Below are 17573 nucleotides of genomic sequence, written 5' to 3' on the forward strand. Positions count from 1 at the left end.
CTCGGGAGGAGCTCATTAGTTTAAACTAGTGGAAATAGTGCCAATGGAATTTTACCTACACAAATAATTGGTTTGACCAGCAAACTAAATATTGCAAAAAAGCACGGTCGTGCTAAAAATACATTTATGAAAAAAGGAAAAATTACCAAAGAGCTGATACTGCAGCGTGCATTTGATCTTGCCAGTGAAAACGGCTTAGAAAGCCTCACTATTGGTGAGCTGGCTAAGCAGTGTCGCATGTCGAAAAGTGGCTTGTTTGCTCACTTTAATTCTAAGTTGAACCTTCAGTTGTCGGTGTTGGAGTTCGCCAACCAGATATTTGCAGAGCGGGTGATTGCGCCTGCACGCGAGTTAGGTGATAGCAACATCGAACGTAAAGTGCGTGGCTTGTTGGATACTTGGATGACGTGGAATCACTCTTTTCAAGGCAGCTGCATGTTCCTCGATGCTTGGAACGATACCGCAGAAGAAGGCTGTGCATTGCAGGCTGCATTACGAAAATCGATTGATACATGGTTGAAATACCTTGAAATTCAGATCAACAAAGGCAAAGAAAACCAAGAGTTTGCCGCCGACTTGGACACGCGACAAGCGACCTTTGATTTATACGGGCAGTACTTAAGTGCGCACGTGTTTTACTCAATCAAAGGACAAGAAGAAAGCCAGCGGTTGTTCTGGCAAGGCATCGATAATTTGTTTACTCGATGGAAGCGCTAGCTCCGCGGTAACGGGCTAGTACAAGATTCATAACGAAGAGCGACACAGAGCGCTCTTTCTTATCAGTATAAAAAGCACGACCGTTCTATTTTGTGCAAAGCTGATAGCTAAGGAAAAGATCATGAGTGAGAAAATTTACTTTAATACTTCGCAGCGTTTCAGTGTTAAGCGCAGCTTGGTCAACATCAGTACGCGTCTGCACCATACTTTGGCACCATCACATGCAAAAAGGACTGCGCGTAAACTGCTGCTAACCCCGGCACGGACTCAGCCAAAAAATGCCGAGCCGCAAGGGCTGATCAAAAGCGAAGTGCAAGGTCATGCTGGTGCAATCAAAACCTATCAGCTTGGCAGCGGCCCAGTATGGGTACTTACTCATGGTTGGTCAGGGACAGCGAGCCAGTTCTATCCGCTAATGGAGCATATTGCAGCATCGGGTTACACGGCATTGGCTTACGATCATCCTGCGCATGGTGAGAGTGAGGGGCAGTATGGACACATTCCAGCGTTTGTTCGTGGTCTTGAGGAAGTATTGGATTCTGTTGATGACGTTGCAGGTTTGGTTGGGCACAGTATGGGTACTGCGTCTGCACTAGAGTGTCGCCACAGTAAATTGGAAAATAAGCCTTTGTTGTTGATTGCACCAGTTCTTAACTACGTAGAGAACTTATTTGGCAGTATAGCGCGTTCGGGTTACTCAATGAAGTTATTCAAAGCCGTGGTCTCGGAAGTAGAAGACCAGTTTGGCTACCCACTACAATCTATTGACCCTGAGAAACGCCTAGCTGAGCGAGAAGCAAAAACCATTATTGTTCATGATGAGCAGGATAAATTCACCAAGCACAGCGTGTCAGCTAAAGCAGCGGACGAGATTGAACGAGTTGAACTGGTTACTACACAGGGGCAAGGTCACGGCCGCGTGATGAAGTGTGATGAGGTATTCCAGAGTTTTGACCGTTTAATTGAGTTTTGAGTTCATTTCAGCGAACAGCCCCAAGTTCGCCTGTAAGCCTTTATTTGCAAAGGACCCTGCCGAATTGGTGACAAAACTTATGCTTAGAATTAAAAAGACTCTACAAGGGAGTCTTTTTTAGCTCCGTCATTTCTTTGTAGCAGACTGCCATTCAATGTTGGGCTAAGACCTCTCATACTGGTTCATATCCAGAACGTTGCTTCGATTCAACAGATATACCAAAAATTACCTTGGTCGCTCTTGACGAAAAACCAGCGAAATTCACAGTCAGCATCGCTGAGATTTTACCCATTTAGCCCTCTTTCTGAATGGAGCCTGACCAAAAACTATAAATATTGATAAAGCGCGACGAGTTTGGGTGTTTCATATTGACCCGACGGTGTCCGCACGCCTAGATTTCATCACAATTTTGTAAGTCCAATGTATTAAAAGGCCACTCACGATAGGGGCTCAGAAGTGTGCCAGCGTACCAAGCCGGGATACCGCCGTTTGTACCTAGAAAACTAGGTTTTTTAATATTTAACCCCACTGATAAGCAGATGACCAAAAACTATGAAATTAAAAACAATCGCATCAATAACCACTCTTTCACTGTTCGCAACAACGCTAACGGGTTGTGCTGGTATCATGAGCGGCGGCTCAGACCGTGTAACAGTGGCGTCAAGTGAGCCAGGTTCGCGTATTTATATCGATGGCCAATATATTGGTATTGATCGCATTCGTACCGACTTGGAGCGAGGCGATGACTACGAAATCAAAGTGACGAAAAAGGGTTGTAAAACGGCATATCAAACAACGGATACCAGTTTAGACGGTTGGATTTGGGCAAATCTTTTAATTGACTGGGGGATCATCTCGATTCCCACTGATTTAATTTCCGGTAACGCGTTCGAACTGGAAAAAAGCGAATACCGAGTTACACCAGAGTGTTCGATTTCAAGCACTTACTAAAATAAGTGGCAACGCGCATGACACCGTACTAAAGAGAGGTCGGACTCTTTACAAAACGGGCGAGTTTTTCGGGTTGATTCCAGCTAGTAAGCACGATTTAAATCGATGTTAAACGGCCATTATTGCGGGTGTAATATTTGAGCCAGTATTAGCACTTACCGTTATCATTTCTGGATGGTATGACCCCCTTGAACAACTCACGTTGATTGCTGCAATGGGCCTTATGAGTTGAAATTGTTAAAACAACAAAGGACAGCCGAAGCTGTCCTTTTCTTTTTCATCATGTTGAATGTTAGTGGTGTTGAATCACAACACCTTAGCCGTGTTTAGTTACAGTTAGCAGGGCCAACTTCTTTCCAAACACCCCATTCGCCAGACTTGCTAGGATCTTGACCTTGAGTCCACCACTTCGCTTCCCATGTTTTACCAGCGTAAGTGACTTGGTCGCCGCCAGTATAAACGGCCGTTGCATCCCATGCGTTAGTACAAGTGTCGCCGCCCGTGCTGTGCTTGGCTACAACAACCGTTGCACTTGCTGAAGACGTAGCCTGACCATCATTTACACTTACTGTGAAGCTGAGGCTTGTGTCTTGTGGATATTCTGCTGCGGTGAATGTCACTTTCGCGCCGTTAACCGTAGCGTTTAGACCTTGAGGTAGCGTCCAATCAAACGTTAGCGTGTCGTTGTCAGCGTCGCTAGAAGCTGAAGCATCAATCACGACTACGTCACCAGCTTTCGCTGTTGTAGGTGCAGAAACTTTTGCAACTGGCGCTGTGTTTGGTGGATCAATCACACCAGCAGGCTTAACCGTTACTACAACGAGATCAGAAGCGGTTGCGCCTTCGTTATCGGTTACGGTTAGCTTGAACGTTAGCTGCTCCTCTGCAGTTACTTCCGCTACATCAAAGCTTGCTGTCGCAGTGTTCGCGCCAGATAGAGCTACTGCAGTACCTGATACTTGCACCCAAGCGTAGCTTGCAATAGTGCCATCAGAGTCTGTTGAGTTGCTGCCATCAAGAACAACACTCGCAGGACCTGTTACCGCTTGGTCTGCGCCCGCTGCGGCTGTTGGTTTGCGATTTGGTGGGACTACTACACCGCCTGCCATGCCTTCGTGCATTGCGTTAAGGATGTCGCCGTTATCTGCATCGATTTCCCAAGAGAACAGGCCTGCAAGACCTAGCGATTTCGCGTAATTACCTTTCGCAAGAACAGAGCGGTGATCATCAAATGTGATCAGCTCACCTGTTGAACGGTTCCATACCCATGGTGCTTCAGCTTGTGCATCGTAACCGTATTCAAAGCCGTTGATGCCAGCGTTGTTCGCACCTAGCATGAATGACTTAATACCTTTGTAGTCAATCACGCCATCTTCCCAAACGCCTTGAGTCGTGCTGCCTTTCAGTTTACCTGTTGCAGTACCTGTCATTGGGTCGTTTGGATCCGTTAGCGTATCCGGTGTTACACCTTCCCAGCCACGACCGTACATTGCTGTACCTAGGACCAGTTTGTTCGCAGGAACTCCTTGTGCAAGGAGAAGTTGGATGCCGTTGTCAGCCGTGTAAGCTGGGCCTTTGTACGGTTCGCCATTTTCATCAACGCCGCTACCATCACACTGACCAGGACGCATGAATGAGCCACAGTAAAGTGCCGTTTGGTGACCAGGAACGTTGTTCCAACCGCCGTAGAAGTCGTAAGTCATCGCGAAGATGTAGTCCATGTACTGAACGGCATCTGCGTAATCAACGTCTTCAATTTTGTCGTAACCCACGCCAATTGCCGAAGTTAGCTCGTAAGTACGGCCTGTCTCCGCTTCTAGCTCATTCAGCATTGCACGCAGTTCACGCATCAATGCAATGTAAGCTGGACCATCTTTTACTGGGTCGCCTTTATCTGCTGCAGCACCTCCGCCACCTGGGAATTCCCAGTCGATATCTACACCGTCGTAGAACTTCCAAGTTTTTAGGAATTTCTTCACAGATGCGACAAACGTGTCACGATTTGCTTTGTCTACAAAATCAAAGAATGGGTCAGAAAGCGTCCAACCGCCGATAGATGGGATGATTTTTAGATCTGGGTTACGTTGCTTCAATGCCATCAGCATTGCGTAGTTACCCTTGATCGGTGTGCTGTATTCGTGGCCAGCTTGAGCAAAGCTCTTCTGGTACGCTGCCCATGGGTCATGGATAACTACTTCATAATCGTTTACGCCGCGACAAGCGGTTTGCAATGCGTTGAAGCTGTTACCACCAACTGATTTCACTGATTCGTTTGGACCACAGATTGGGATAAAGCCGTAAAGGATGTGAGTCAAGTTGTCGACAGGCATGTTATCAACCGTGTAATTACGGCCGTAAATACCCCATTCAACAAAGTAAGTACCCATCACAACGCTTGGGTCTGTGTTGTAGGTTTTGTTGTTTGGGTCAACATTCATGGTTAGAGGCGGTAAGTGAGAACCGTCTGTATCCGCGATAGTGATCTCTGCTGGTGCGCTCTTAGCACAGCCCGTTGCGTCACAGGCTTCGATTTCCATTTGGTACAAGCCACCTTGGCCGTATTCAAATGAAGCGGTGGTTTGGCTACCAGTGATAGGGCCTGTTGCTACCTTTACACCATCAAAGTAGATGTTGTAAGTGTCGCCAGACGTACCACTCCACTGATTAAATTTTACGTTGATCTTAGCTAGCTCATGGTACTTAACCATGTCGTTGTAGCCAGATGTGGTTTCCATCGCCAGTTCAATTTTGGAAAATTGCAGGTTATTGGAACCGTACATGTCGATACTGGGTGCGGTTGGAGCCGCATTTGCAGCGCCAGATAGTGCTAGGGCAACCCCAGCTGCACATAGGTTAAATCGCATCATAACTTTTCTCTCAATCCTTGAATTTATGCTCGTTAATGAGCACAAGCTGTTTTTGCGCTAAGAAAATAGATCACTGCTGTTGATGCGCAAAAACATCATATTCAGCATTTCAGAGTCTTTTTTTTCGTCAAAAAAAATTAAAACACTTTTCGACCCACTTGCGAGAACTTTCTATCAGATCAACAGTTTGTTGCAGTAAAAATTGAATATCGAGTCAAGAATTTATAAATTTCATGCAAAGCAATTAATAATAGCTATGTTAATGTCGATAGCCAAAAAATGAGAACTGCATCAATAAATTGTGAGGGAAAACGGAAATTGAAGTTGGGGAAATGAGATGGACGAAAGGCAGACCTGATCTGTTTAGCGATTGAATCAAGGTCTGGATCGATAGAAATACGTTTATTTATTACCAAAGTGCTCACTTAACGCTGCTCGGCGTTTTGATGCTGAGCCAATATCAGAACCTTGAACCGTGTGCTCAAACCCTTTGAGAATAAAACGTTGATCCGGAATTCGGGGTTCAATACGTCGAATTTGTGGAGAGAGATGTGAGCCTGACATTTGGTAAACGGTTTTGCCCAGACCAGTATTGAGAGTGATGAGCTTTCCATCAAATTCAAAATTGGTTGCAACAAAGCGATTGTTTCTGAATACGCCATCTGCGGAAAACAGTAATACTTCTGTTTGATAGGGCGGTGCACCAATCTCGATCCATTCACCATAGATTTTGTCAGGATCGATGTAATCTAAATAAGACAGATGCAATAGGTAGCCAAATATGCCCAAGACCCCGCAAGCAACCGTCAAGAAGATACTCTTGAACAACGCGAACTTATTGCGTTGAAAGAAAGAAGGTGGGGCTTCTTTTTTCTCAATTTTTCTTCGCCGAGTATTTGAGGTCATGGTTCCAATTCCTTTTGGTTTCTTTATATCGTGGAAAGCACAGAGATAAAAAACAAACAATCTCGTCACTTGAATGTGTGTTTTATGATTCCTTGCCCATTTTTACATTCAGTCACAATAATTTTTACAAGTGTATGGGCCATTTTCATATTGAAGGTAAAAGCTTGAGTGGAGGATAAAAACAAGGTACAACGAAGGCGACGTTATTAAGAGGAATGAAAAATAATGACTATTAAGGAAAATAGCTACTTTGCTGGAATGGTGAAGTCTTTGGGTTTTCAACAAAAAAACCAAGACGTAAGTGTAGGGGTAATGGAAACTGGAGAATATACCTTCGGAACCCAAGCGCCAGAACGAATGACAGTGATAAAAGGAGTGTTGCTCGTTAAACTGGCGGATGAAATGGATTGGAAAACATATCAATCAGGGGAGTCGTTTGAAGTCGCGGGTAACTCATCATTTGATGTAGAAGTAAAAGACTCCACTGCCTATCTTTGTGAATATCTCTAATGTAGAAAACAGCCACTATTTAGTGGCTGTTTTCTTATCCTTTGTATCTAACTTCAATGCACATTTGTGACTCGGTCACTTAACTGTTTGTAACTTACGTATATACTTATTAATAAACTTACGTTTACAAAACAGAGGGGGCAGATATGGCAGTTCAACCTAAACACTCTGATCTACCTCCACGTTATGAGGCTACAGATTTCACTAAAGATCAGAGACAGCGATACGCATCTGTTGCAAATGCGGCGGTAAAGAGGCGTGACTTTTATAAGAAAGCACTAGAAAAGAGTTTGGTAGGAAAGGTCAAAGAGCGAGCTCTTAAACCAGTAATACAACCAAAGTCTGAAAAGCCAAGAAAAGTGCGTCAGGCGATTTGGCTCGTCGTTATGATGGTCGTTGGTCTATGGTTCATGTATATGCACGCTTAATTCATCATTGACCTGATTTTCTATTTAACGGTGTCACATTTGAGCATTGAGTCATCGTGCCAAGCAGGCTGTGCGATTCCTTTAAGGCCTGTATGTTCTGTGAGCAATCTTCATAGAAAGCAAATCGGTTCTTGCCCGTGTGTTTTGCGGTGTACATTGCTTTATCTGCACATCGTGTGAGTTCAGAGAGATCATGTGCATCTTGTCTGTATATGGCGACGCCAGCACTCATTGTAATTTCATTTATGGAGTCACAACTGTGGTATCCACCGTTAAATAAGTTAACGATACGAGAGAGGATACTGTTGAGATCCTTTTTGCTCCGAACGTCATAGAGCATGATGACAAATTCATCCCCAGCAAATCTTGCAATAGAATAATCGTGTTGGTTTGTGTTTCTGTCTTTGTTTCTAATGCTATTTTTTAGTCGGGTGGCGAAATGCTGTAATACTTGATCCCCCACATCATGACCGTAGCTGTCGTTAATCAACTTAAAGTTATCGATATCAAGAAAAACTAAAGCGGTTACTTTATCTCTGCCTTGCGCGTCTATCTCTTCCAGTTTTGATCTTGCCCACTTCTCGAAGCTCCAACGGTTCGCTAGCCCCGTTAGTTGGTCAAGGTATGCGAGCTCTTCAATGCCTTCACGATATAGATTTTGTATGTAAAGTACGACTTTTGAATAGTAATAAGCAAAGGTGTGACAGATAACGCTGGCGGCGATCAACGAAAAAACAAATCTTTGGTATGAGTAGCTTTCCCCTTCAAAAATAGATAGAGGAAGGTTGGAAGCAATAATGATTAAACCTACAAATATGCCGTTTAAGATTAATCCCAGTTTAAATTCATTGATGAGAATTAGCGTTGCCAGTATTGGGTATAACCACAATAACTTACCCGTCTCGCTATCGTTATAGAAAAACAGCAGCAGCCCATCACATATTAATAGAGCACTGAGTATCAGATCGGAATGACTATGGCTATCTTGGCATCGAATAGCATAACAGTTGATCAAGCATCCTAAGGCACAGATGCCATTTAGTACGCTCAACCCATAGCTGCCTTGATTGTAGTGCGCTACCAAGCCGTATGACATGAACATTGACGCGAGAAAAGAGCACATAAAAGTGATCTTCTTTTGGCGAGTTAAGTGAATGTCCGCCATTTCTTCAAGGCGAGCTCCGGCCAGCTTTGACATCAAATATCCTTATAAAGACTTTATTTGGCTTCTCTTATCGATGAATAGGGTTTTTGGATACCCAATGGCTTACCACTTGATGCAGCGGCCACATGGAAAGTCTAGAAGTACTTTGTGTAATGTGTTGAGTATCAGTAGTTAACTGTGAAGGTGGTCATATTTAGCTTGGTGATTTCTGTTCAATCTGTAAATTAATTACCGTTATTGAAATCTTTCACAATGCTGAAAATTTTCAACGGTGCGGATGCTTTTGCTCACGATATACTCGAAAAGGTTGTGATGCAATCATGGGTATTTGATGAAATGAAAGCGATTTCAAATTGTGATTTATCTTTGTTTTCCTTTTATCTAGTTGTTTATTAAGGATGAATTTGAAGTTAGGTTTCATGTGTTGTTTCATGTCATTTGGCTCGCCATTGACCTGTGAAGCGGTAGCGGCTTTTCACCCCTTTCATTCCTTAATATCCCTATTGAAATAACAACACATACAAATTTTAGGGATATAAAATGAAAAACTTTAAAGTTTTACCTCTCTCTCTTGCTGTGGCCGCTTCGCTTGCTTCTCTACCTTCTTTTGCTGCTGATGCCGATGTTGATGCATTAGAAAAACGTATCCAAGAGCTGGAAACGAAACTGGAAACGGGTTACGTCTTTGACCAGCAACCGGCCGTTCTCTCTTCTGAAACAGAAGTGCCACTTGGAATTGTTTTCTCAGGCTACGCTCGCTACGGAGCGGGTTATCAAGGGAGTGATGCTCTGACCGTTGGTACTGCGGGGGCATTGAACTCGAATGCGACTGGTCGTCTTGGTAATGAACAAAACGGTGGTGAATTCCAATTAGCAAAAGCATTCAAGAGCGATGGTGGTGCGATTTGGGATTTGGTCTTCATGTTAGATCACTGGGCGGATGCTTCATGGGCTGACGATGGTGGGGTTAATGTGAAGAAGATGTATGCGGGGGCTGCAAACTTATTTGAATCCCAACCTGATTTGTATGTGTGGGCAGGTCGAGACTTCCACCAACGTCCTCAAACAGACCTAAACGACTACTTCTGGATGATGCACGATGGCCAAGGTGGTGGTTTCTATAACCTAGACTTAGGCGGCGTGAAGTTTGACTTCAGTGCAGTAGGTCAAGTGGAAGGTGACATGGTGGGAGACAATGGCCGTTATGCACTGACCAGTAAATTACACGGTATCCAGCTGGGTGAATCTGCGAATCTCAGTGTTTATGCGAACTACGGTTTTGCGTCTGAAAAACTAAAAGATGAGGATGTGGGCGATGTTACCGCTTACCAAGTGGCAGGTGAACTATCTGCTGCAGGCCAGCGTTTGATTGTTCGTTACTCAGACAATGCAAAAGACAGTGTGTTTGACTTAGCTGAAGACCAAACCGCGTTATTAGTGAGCTTTGATGGTAGTACCTCAATCACAGACAAAGCGGGTGTTCAATACTTAGCGGCATACCAGTCATTGGAAGTTGAAGGCAATGAAAGCCGTGTGAACTACAATGCGATTGTTCGCCCGACTTACCAATGGAACGATATCCACTCTACTTGGCTAGAAGCTGGCTACAGCGTGGTGGATTACGATGATATTGACGCAACTAATAGCTCTTGGAAAATGACGTTATCGCAAAATATGGCAATCGGTCCTGAAACCTGGTCTCGTCCAATGCTACGTTTCTACGCAACAGTCGGTAATGCAGACAACGAATACACAGGCTTTGATTCCAATGGCGACAAGGTGGCAACCGATGTAGATACACTAACGGTTGGTGCAATGTTCGAAGCGTGGTGGTAAGCCACACCTAGTTAATTACTGTCCATGTAAAGATGGTAAACACTTAAGGCAGAAGTATCAGGTGTTTACCATCCATTCATCTCTTAACTCTTATGTTTTTGCCTCCCTCGTGGAGGCTTTTTTTATTTCCCGAAGCTCGTGATTTTGTTGTTCATGAAACTGTTTCATGGATGAAAAGAAAACTGCCAGCAGTCTCATTATTTATCAAATTGCTCAATTTACCCCCAAACTTGTTGTGAACTCTCTCACGCTAAGCAGTGGAGGAATACTGAATAATCTATCTCATGAAAGCGGTTTCGAGAGTGATGAAACTCGTGATGTGCAGTCAGTGAAGAGGTTTCTTGTGGCGACGATTAAAGATGTATCTGAATACGCTGGAGTTTCTCAGGCTACGGTCTCTAGGGTCGTAAACGGCTCTTGTCGCGTTAGCCATGACAAAAAGCTGAAAGTCGAGAAAGCGATAAAAGAGTTGGGCTATCGTCCAAACTCTATTGCTCAGGCGTTAGCCTCAAGTCGTACTGGCAGCATTGGCATTATTGTTCCTGAATTGGGTGGACCATTCTACTCAGGCATCTTACACAGCATTGAGGAACGTTTGCGTCGTATGGGCTACCACGTAGTTGTGACTGCGGGGTCTAACACGGAGCAAAGCCAGCGTGAGTCGGTAGAGTTTTTACTAGGTCGCCGAGTGGACGCGATGATTCTGCACACACAGAGTCTTTCAGATGATTATTTGATCGATCTTGATAACAAGGGGATTCCGGTGGTCTTAGTCAACCGCTATATCCCAGAAATGGCACACAGTTGCATCGAGATCGACAACGAATTTGGTGGCCGAATGGCGACCGAATACTTGTTGCGAATGGGGCATCGCAACATTGCGTGTATAACCGGACCTCTGGACAGATCTGACGCACGGGGGCGTCTACAAGGTTACCGTAAGGCTCTTGAAGAAGCGGAAATTGCGTATGACGAAGCGTTAGTGTCCGAGGCCGGTTTTACAGAAGAGTCAGGTATCAGTGCGATGCGTAAATTGCTTAAACGTGAAAGCGGTTTCACTGCTGTATTTGCATGTAATGATCATATGGCTTTTGGGGCTTATGAGGTTTTGAAAGCCGAAGGCATATTGGTGCCTGAGCAAATCTCGCTTGTCGGGTTTGATGACATCTTATTTGCACGTTACCTAACACCAGCCCTTACCACGGTTAACTTCCCTATAGAACAGATGAGCGCGGAGGCTGTACAACTTGTCATTCAAGCGCTGAACAAGAACAAACGTGATGTGAACTTCAAACTCACTCCTAACTTAGTGCCAAGAAGTTCGGTCAAGGAACTGAATATTCTCTAGAACAATAATTAAGGACAACAACATGAAACTGAAAACTTTGACGCTTGCCATGACTGCTGCACTTGGTGTTGCTGCAACGGTAAACGCTGCCGACGAAACTAAAATCCGCTTTGATGGTTTTCCTGACTTTGATAGTAGCTTGAAAGTACTGCTGCCAGATTTCGAGAAAGAAACCGGAATTAAGGTTGATTACCTAATGAACAACCATGGCGATCACCATACGAAGCTGACAACCAACTTAGCGACGGGATCTGGTGCGGGTGATGTGATTGTTGTTGATGTAGAGAAGATTGGCCCATTTGTGGCATCGGGCGGTCTGGTTAACCTGTCTGAAAACTACGGTGCAGACAAATATGCAGACAGTTTTGCACCTTACGCATGGGCGCAAGGTAAAGGTGCAGATGGTGATGTTTACGGCATGCCGGTCGACTTAGGCCCTGGTGTAATGTACTACCGCACTGACATCTTTGAAAAAGCAGGCATTGATATTAACGAAGCGATCAAAGATTGGGATTCTTACATCGCAGCGGGTGAAACACTTAAAAAACAAAACGTACAACTGATTGCCTCAGCAGCAGACGTTGCACAAGCAATTATCTTCACGACGGTTCCTGAAGGTGAAGGTCTGTACTTCGATAAAGACGGCAACCCAGTGGTCACTTCTGAACGCTTTGTGCACGCATTCGAAGTGGCAAAAGAGATCCGTGACAAAGGCTTGGATGGCCGCATTCTGGCGTGGTCGAACGAATGGTACGAGGGCTTCCGTAACGGCACATTTGCCACACAGCTTTCTGGTGCTTGGCTACTTGGTCACCTAAACAACTGGATTGCACCAGAAACAGCGGGCAGCTGGGGCGTGTCTAACCTGCCTGATGGTATTTACGGAAGCTGGGGTGGCTCATTCCTATCGATCCCAACCCAATCTAAGCACCAAGATGAAGCTTGGAAGTTGATTGAATACATGACAACCAAGCGTGAAATTCAGCTTAAGCACTTTGAGACCATCGCTGCATTCCCAGCAAACACGACGACTTACGATGACCCAATGTTCGAAGAGAAAGTGGAATTCCTAGGAGGTCAGCAAGCACGCCTATTGTTTGCGGAAGTGGCACAAAACATCAAGCCAGTAGCACCGGCGAAAGGCGATCACGTTGCTCGTTCAATCATCTTAGAAAACGCACTGATGGAAGTACTGGATGAAGGTAAAGACATTAAGACTGCGCTTAAAGAAGCTGAGCGCATGATCAAACGTCGTACGCGTAATCTGTAATTTTTGCCAATACTTAAGGCAGGGAGGGGGCATGTCCCCCTTCTGGGTAAGAGGTCGTTACTATGAATCAGGCAGCGAGCAAGGTTATGGAAACATCACAGCGTGAGAGCATTTTTTCTCGTCTAAATTTGAAAGCGCTTACACCGTATGGATTCCTATTGCCGTTTTTGATTATCTTTTCAGTGTTCGGAATTTTTCCGTTGCTGTTTTCTATTTTTCTTTCTTTTCATGAGTGGAACCCAGTCGAGGGTTTGGGTGCAATGGACTATGTGGGGTTCGAAAACTACCACATTGCACTGACAGACCCGTGGTTGTGGCGTTCACTGAAAAACACGCTTTGGTTAGCTATCACATCGGGTGTGGCTCAGCACTTGGTAGCTCTACCGGTGGCGTACATTTTGGTATCGCTGGGTGACCGTTTCCGTCATTGGTTGACGTCGGCTTACTTCCTACCGTTCATTACGTCAACGGTAGCGGCGTCGCTGATCTTCTTCAACATGTACTCACCAAACTCGGGCATCATCAACCAAAGCTTGATGGCCCTAGCAGACAGCACCTTGTTTGGTTGGGCATTCTCTTGGGTGAACGACTTCCAGCCAATCCGTTGGTTAGATGACGCGACCATGGTGAAGCCTTCCATCGCCATCATGGTTTTCTGGAAATACACCGGTTTCAACATCGTGTTGTACACCACCGGCTTAATGACGATTCCTAAAGACATCCTAGAAGCGGCACGTATGGACGGTGCAAACGCATGGCGTCGATTCTGGAGCATTTCACTACCAATGATTCGTCCATTCATCTTCTTTGCGGTCACCATGACCATCATCGGTAACTTGCAGTTGTTCGAAGAACCTTTCGTCCTAACGCGCGGTACTGGTGGTACGGGTCAGTCTGGCTTAACCATCTCTATGTACCTCTACAAAGTGGGTTGGGAATGGTTAGAAATGGGTACAGCGTCAGCAATTTCATGGCTGCTCTTTACCTTGATTGCAGGCTGTACAGCGGTTCAATTCTTCTTCTTCGGTAAGAAAGGTCTAGGGGAGCAATAAGATGAGTACTAACACTTTACCTGCGGCGCAGCGTTGGCGTCCTAGCGATCGCAGCATCGAGATCTTCACCAAAGTATTGATGGTGATGCTCGGCTCCGTACTGATTGTTTCTGCCATCATGACGGTATTCCCGTTCATTTGGTCGGCGTTACTTTCAACCCGTGACCGTACCGAAATTTTTGGTACAGGCATCAGCTTTGCCATTGGTGATAGCTTAGCGGTCAACTACGCCAAGCTATTGGAAATCATGCCGTTCTGGCAGGCGATGTTTAACTCCATCTACATCGCGTTCCTAGGCACCACGATCTCATTGCTGTTTTGTAGCATGGGCGGCTATGCGTTTGCGGTCTACAAGTTCAAAGGTAAAAACGTGCTGTTTGGCATGCTGGTTGGCTCGATGATGATTCCGCCAGTATTGAGCCTGATCCCTTACTTTATGATCGTGAAGTTCCTTGGTTTGCTCGATAACCACTTAGCGGTTTGGCTACCGTTCACCACCACGCCATTTGGTATTTTCTTGATGCGCCAACACGTGGTGGCATCGATTCCGAAAGAGTTGTTAGAAGCAGCGAAACTGGATGGAGCAGGTGAATTCCGTACTTACTGGAGCGTGGTATTGCCACTGATGAAACCGGCGCTAGCCACACTGGCTATTGTACAGTTCGTCTTCTTCTGGAACATGTTCATGCAACCATTGGTAGTACTGACGACGCCAGAGAACTACGTGATTACTCAGGCACTACGAAGCGTGCAGGGCATTCCAAATACGCCATGGGGCGCGGTGATGCTTGGCACCACTATCTCCATTCTCCCGTTAGTAATTACTTACTTATTTGCTTCGAAACAGATGATTAGCGGTCTGACATCAGGCGCTGTGAAAGGTTAAGAGAAATTTAAGGCATAAAAATATAATGAATAAATTCCAATTACCCCAAGATTCTAAAATGCGCCGCCCAGAGTTTCTATTTGGTGTCGCGACGTCTTCTTACCAAATTGAAGGTGGCGCGCAACTTGGCGGGCGTACTCCATCGATTTGGGATACGTTCTGCAACAAGCCTAGCGCCGTCGACAATGCTGATAACGGTGATGTGGCGTGTGATCATTTTCATTTATGGAAACAAGACATTGAGATGATTCAAGGTCTTGGCGTGGATGCCTACCGTCTGTCGATGGCATGGCCTCGTATCCTGCCAGAAGATGGCAAGGTGAATGAAGAAGGGCTGAAGTTCTACGAGCAAATCGTCGATGAATGTCATGCTCGCGGTTTGAAAGTGTTTGTCACTCTTTACCACTGGGACCTGCCTCAATACCTTGAGGATAAAGGTGGTTGGCTTAACCGTGAAACGGCTTACAAGTTTGCAGAGTACGCGGATGTAGTTAGTGCTTACTTCGGTGACAAGATCGACTCTTACGCAACACTGAACGAACCTTTCTGTTCTGCTTACCTAGGTTATCGTTGGGGTGAGCATGCGCCAGGTATTAAAGGCGAACGTGAAGGCTTCTTGTCAGCACACCACCTCATGTTAGGTCATGGCTTGGCGATTCCACACATGCGTAAGAATGCACCAAACGCAATGCACGGCTGTGTGTTCAATGCGACGCCTGCGTACCCATACACAGAGGCAGACGCAGAAGCGGCAGAGTACAGCGATGCAGAAGGTTACCACTGGTTTATGGACCCAGTGTTGAAAGGGACATACCCAGAAACCGTACTTAAGCGTCAAGCGCACAACATGCCGATGATTCTAGAGGGTGACCTCGATATCATCCGTACTGACCTAGATTTTATTGGCATCAACTTCTATACCCGTTGTGTGGTGCGATTTGATGCGAGCGGCATGCTAGAGAGCATTCCTCAACCAGAAGCAGAGCACACGTTTATTGGTTGGGAGATTTACCCACAAGCACTCACCGATCTATTGCTGCGTCTGAAAGCGCGTTACTCAAACCTACCGCCGCTGTACATCACTGAAAACGGCGCGGCGGGTGATGATCACCATGTAGCGGGCCAAGTGAATGATGAACAACGTGTGCGCTACTTCCAATCGCATTTAGAAGCGCTGGATGAAGCGATAAAAGCAGGCGTCAATGTGAATGGTTACTTCGCTTGGAGCCTAATGGATAACTTTGAGTGGGCGTATGGCTACAAACAACGTTTTGGCATCGTACACGTTGACTACCAAACTCAAGAGCGCACCTTAAAGCAGAGTGCGATTGCGTACCGAAACATGCTGCTAGAGCGAGCTGAGGAGAACAGATAATGGCTAAAGTAGAATTCAAAAACATCAAAAAGTCTTACGATGATGTGGAAGTCGTCAAGCACTTCGACTTTACCGTGCAAGATGGCGAATTTGTGGTTTTCCTTGGTCCGTCGGGTTGTGGTAAATCGACCACACTGCGTATGTTGGCGGGTTTAGAAAGCATCACAGCTGGTGAGATTTACGTTGGCGATAAGCTGATGAACAAAATCGATGCCAAAGACCGTGACCTTGCGATGGTATTCCAAAGCTACGCGCTTTACCCACACATGACGGTTTACGAGAACATCGCCTTTGCGCTCAAGCTAAAGGGCATGCCGAAAGATCAAATTGACGTTGAAGTGCGTAAAGCGGCGAAAATGCTAGAGCTGGATGCGCTGTTGGATCGTAAGCCAAAAGAGCTGTCTGGTGGCCAGCGTCAACGTGTGGCTATGGGACGTGCGATGGTGCGTACGCCAAAAGTATTCTTGTTTGATGAGCCATTATCCAACCTTGATGCCAAGTTGCGTGGTGTGATGCGTGAAGAGATCAAACACCTTCACCGTGAACTGAAAACGACGACGATTTACGTGACCCACGACCAGATTGAAGCGATGACATTGGCGGATCGTATCGTGATTCTGAAAGACGGTTATGTGGCTCAGGTTGGCACGCCAACAGAAGTGTTCCAACGTCCTGCAAACAAGTTCGTGGCTCAGTTCATCGGTAACCCATCAATGAACATGCTGGATGCGAAGCTCGTGGGTGAAGAAGGCAACTGGGAAGTCGAACTGGGTGATGTTCGTATTCCTCTGCCAGAGCGCTTCAAAGCTCACGCTTCTAAGAACCTAGCGCTACACTTTGGTGTTCGTCCAACGGACATTCATTTGCGTTCAGAGCAAGTGGATCACGACCGCGTACTGCCGTTCCCGGTGAAAATCAAAGACAAAGAGCTGCTGGGTGCGAGCATACTGTTGAAGACGGAAATTGCTGGACAGCCATTGATGGTGGAAACGCAAGCGGCTGAAGTGGATGTGGATACGCTGACTCTATACTTGGACTTAGACGCGATTCACCTGTTTGATGCACTGAGTGAAAACTCACTCGCTACGTTCTAACCAATATGAACTAGGGTCTGTTGACCTTTTGCGGTTAAATTTTGTTCGAGATATAAGCGTTTTAATCGCGGCGAGAGGTTTGTAGCCTAGTTATTCTAAGCAAAATCCTCTCAACAAAGAGTAAAACGCTTTTAGCCGAACCCTTCGGGCAGCGTTTGTGGCTCCTTTCTACTGCGTTATCGGCTTATCAGGTAG

15 protein-coding genes are annotated in these 17573 nt (G+C 45.7%); 12 read left to right on the plus strand and 3 right to left on the minus strand.

The features are described from left to right. Positions 1 to 126: 126 nt before the first annotated feature. The 3 genes from ACTS60_RS16560 to ACTS60_RS16570 all read left to right on the plus strand — a co-directional run bounded on the left by ACTS60_RS16560 (position 127) and on the right by ACTS60_RS16570 (position 2641). Positions 127 to 717, plus strand: a complete 591-nt coding sequence (locus ACTS60_RS16560; protein ID WP_440889142.1) for a TetR/AcrR family transcriptional regulator — start codon at positions 127 to 129, stop codon at positions 715 to 717. Between the two features lie 121 nt (positions 718 to 838). Next, on the plus strand, positions 839 to 1690 hold the full coding sequence (locus ACTS60_RS16565; RefSeq protein WP_440889143.1) for an alpha/beta fold hydrolase: 852 nt from the start codon (positions 839 to 841) through the stop codon (positions 1688 to 1690). Positions 1691 to 2242: 552 nt separating this feature from the next. Further along, positions 2243 to 2641 (plus strand): PEGA domain-containing protein, encoded by a 399-nt coding sequence (locus ACTS60_RS16570; protein ID WP_440889144.1) that lies wholly within the window; start codon positions 2243 to 2245, stop codon positions 2639 to 2641. Between the two features lie 326 nt (positions 2642 to 2967). Here ACTS60_RS16570 and ACTS60_RS16575 read toward each other — a convergent pair whose 3' ends face one another. Both ACTS60_RS16575 and ACTS60_RS16580 read right to left on the minus strand, forming a co-directional pair. Further along, positions 2968 to 5508, minus strand: a complete 2541-nt coding sequence (locus ACTS60_RS16575; RefSeq protein ID WP_440889145.1) for a glycosyl hydrolase family 18 protein — start codon at positions 5506 to 5508, stop codon at positions 2968 to 2970. 402 nt (positions 5509 to 5910) lie between these two features. Further along, the gene (locus ACTS60_RS16580) at positions 5911 to 6414 is read right to left on the minus strand and encodes a DUF2850 domain-containing protein (RefSeq protein ID WP_440889146.1); all 504 of its coding nucleotides are present in this window, start codon (positions 6412 to 6414) and stop codon (positions 5911 to 5913) included. A 225-nt stretch (positions 6415 to 6639) separates the two neighbouring features. Here ACTS60_RS16580 and ACTS60_RS16585 point away from each other — a divergent pair, with 225 nt between their 5' ends. Next, positions 6640 to 6924, plus strand: coding sequence for a pyrimidine/purine nucleoside phosphorylase (locus ACTS60_RS16585; RefSeq protein WP_440889147.1), 285 nt, complete (start codon positions 6640 to 6642; stop codon positions 6922 to 6924). Between the two features lie 146 nt (positions 6925 to 7070). Then, entirely contained in the window at positions 7071 to 7352 is a 282-nt protein-coding gene (locus ACTS60_RS16590; RefSeq protein WP_440889148.1) for a hypothetical protein, read from the plus strand. A gap of 4 nt (positions 7353 to 7356) precedes the next feature. On the opposite strand, the gene ACTS60_RS16595 is transcribed toward ACTS60_RS16590, so the two are convergent. Next, positions 7357 to 8550 carry a diguanylate cyclase gene (locus ACTS60_RS16595; protein ID WP_440889149.1) on the minus strand — a complete coding sequence of 398 codons (1194 nt, stop codon included), beginning with the start codon at positions 8548 to 8550 and terminating at the stop codon, positions 7357 to 7359. A gap of 507 nt (positions 8551 to 9057) precedes the next feature. On the opposite strand from ACTS60_RS16595, the gene ACTS60_RS16600 reads away from it, so the two are divergent. The 7 genes from ACTS60_RS16600 (at position 9058) to ACTS60_RS16630 (ending at position 17378) form a co-directional block, all read left to right on the plus strand. Beyond that, the gene (locus ACTS60_RS16600) at positions 9058 to 10353 is read left to right on the plus strand and encodes a carbohydrate porin (protein WP_440889150.1); all 1296 of its coding nucleotides are present in this window, start codon (positions 9058 to 9060) and stop codon (positions 10351 to 10353) included. Positions 10354 to 10696: 343 nt separating this feature from the next. Beyond that, a complete protein-coding gene (locus tag ACTS60_RS16605) occupies positions 10697 to 11701 on the plus strand; it encodes a LacI family DNA-binding transcriptional regulator (RefSeq protein ID WP_440889165.1) in 1005 nt (334 codons plus the stop codon). 22 nt (positions 11702 to 11723) lie between these two features. Next, a complete protein-coding gene (locus ACTS60_RS16610; protein WP_440889151.1) occupies positions 11724 to 12971 on the plus strand; it encodes an ABC transporter substrate-binding protein in 1248 nt (415 codons plus the stop codon). A gap of 62 nt (positions 12972 to 13033) precedes the next feature. Then, on the plus strand, positions 13034 to 14023 hold the full coding sequence (locus ACTS60_RS16615) for a carbohydrate ABC transporter permease (protein WP_010453544.1): 990 nt from the start codon (positions 13034 to 13036) through the stop codon (positions 14021 to 14023). Between the two features lies 1 nt (position 14024). After that, on the plus strand, positions 14025 to 14909 hold the full coding sequence (locus ACTS60_RS16620; protein ID WP_009706754.1) for a carbohydrate ABC transporter permease: 885 nt from the start codon (positions 14025 to 14027) through the stop codon (positions 14907 to 14909). A 25-nt stretch (positions 14910 to 14934) separates the two neighbouring features. Further along, positions 14935 to 16284, plus strand: a complete 1350-nt coding sequence (locus tag ACTS60_RS16625; protein ID WP_440889152.1) for a GH1 family beta-glucosidase — start codon at positions 14935 to 14937, stop codon at positions 16282 to 16284. Then, positions 16284 to 17378: an ABC transporter ATP-binding protein gene (locus ACTS60_RS16630; protein WP_010453536.1), complete on the plus strand. Its 1095-nt coding sequence runs from the start codon at positions 16284 to 16286 to the stop codon at positions 17376 to 17378. The genes ACTS60_RS16625 and ACTS60_RS16630 overlap by 1 nt, the downstream gene beginning before the upstream one ends. The last annotated feature ends 195 nt before the right edge of the window (positions 17379 to 17573 follow it).

The sequence above is a fragment of the Vibrio sp. WZ-1 genome (assembly GCF_052037695.1).
In the GTDB taxonomy this organism is placed as follows: Bacteria; Pseudomonadota; Gammaproteobacteria; order Enterobacterales; family Vibrionaceae; genus Vibrio.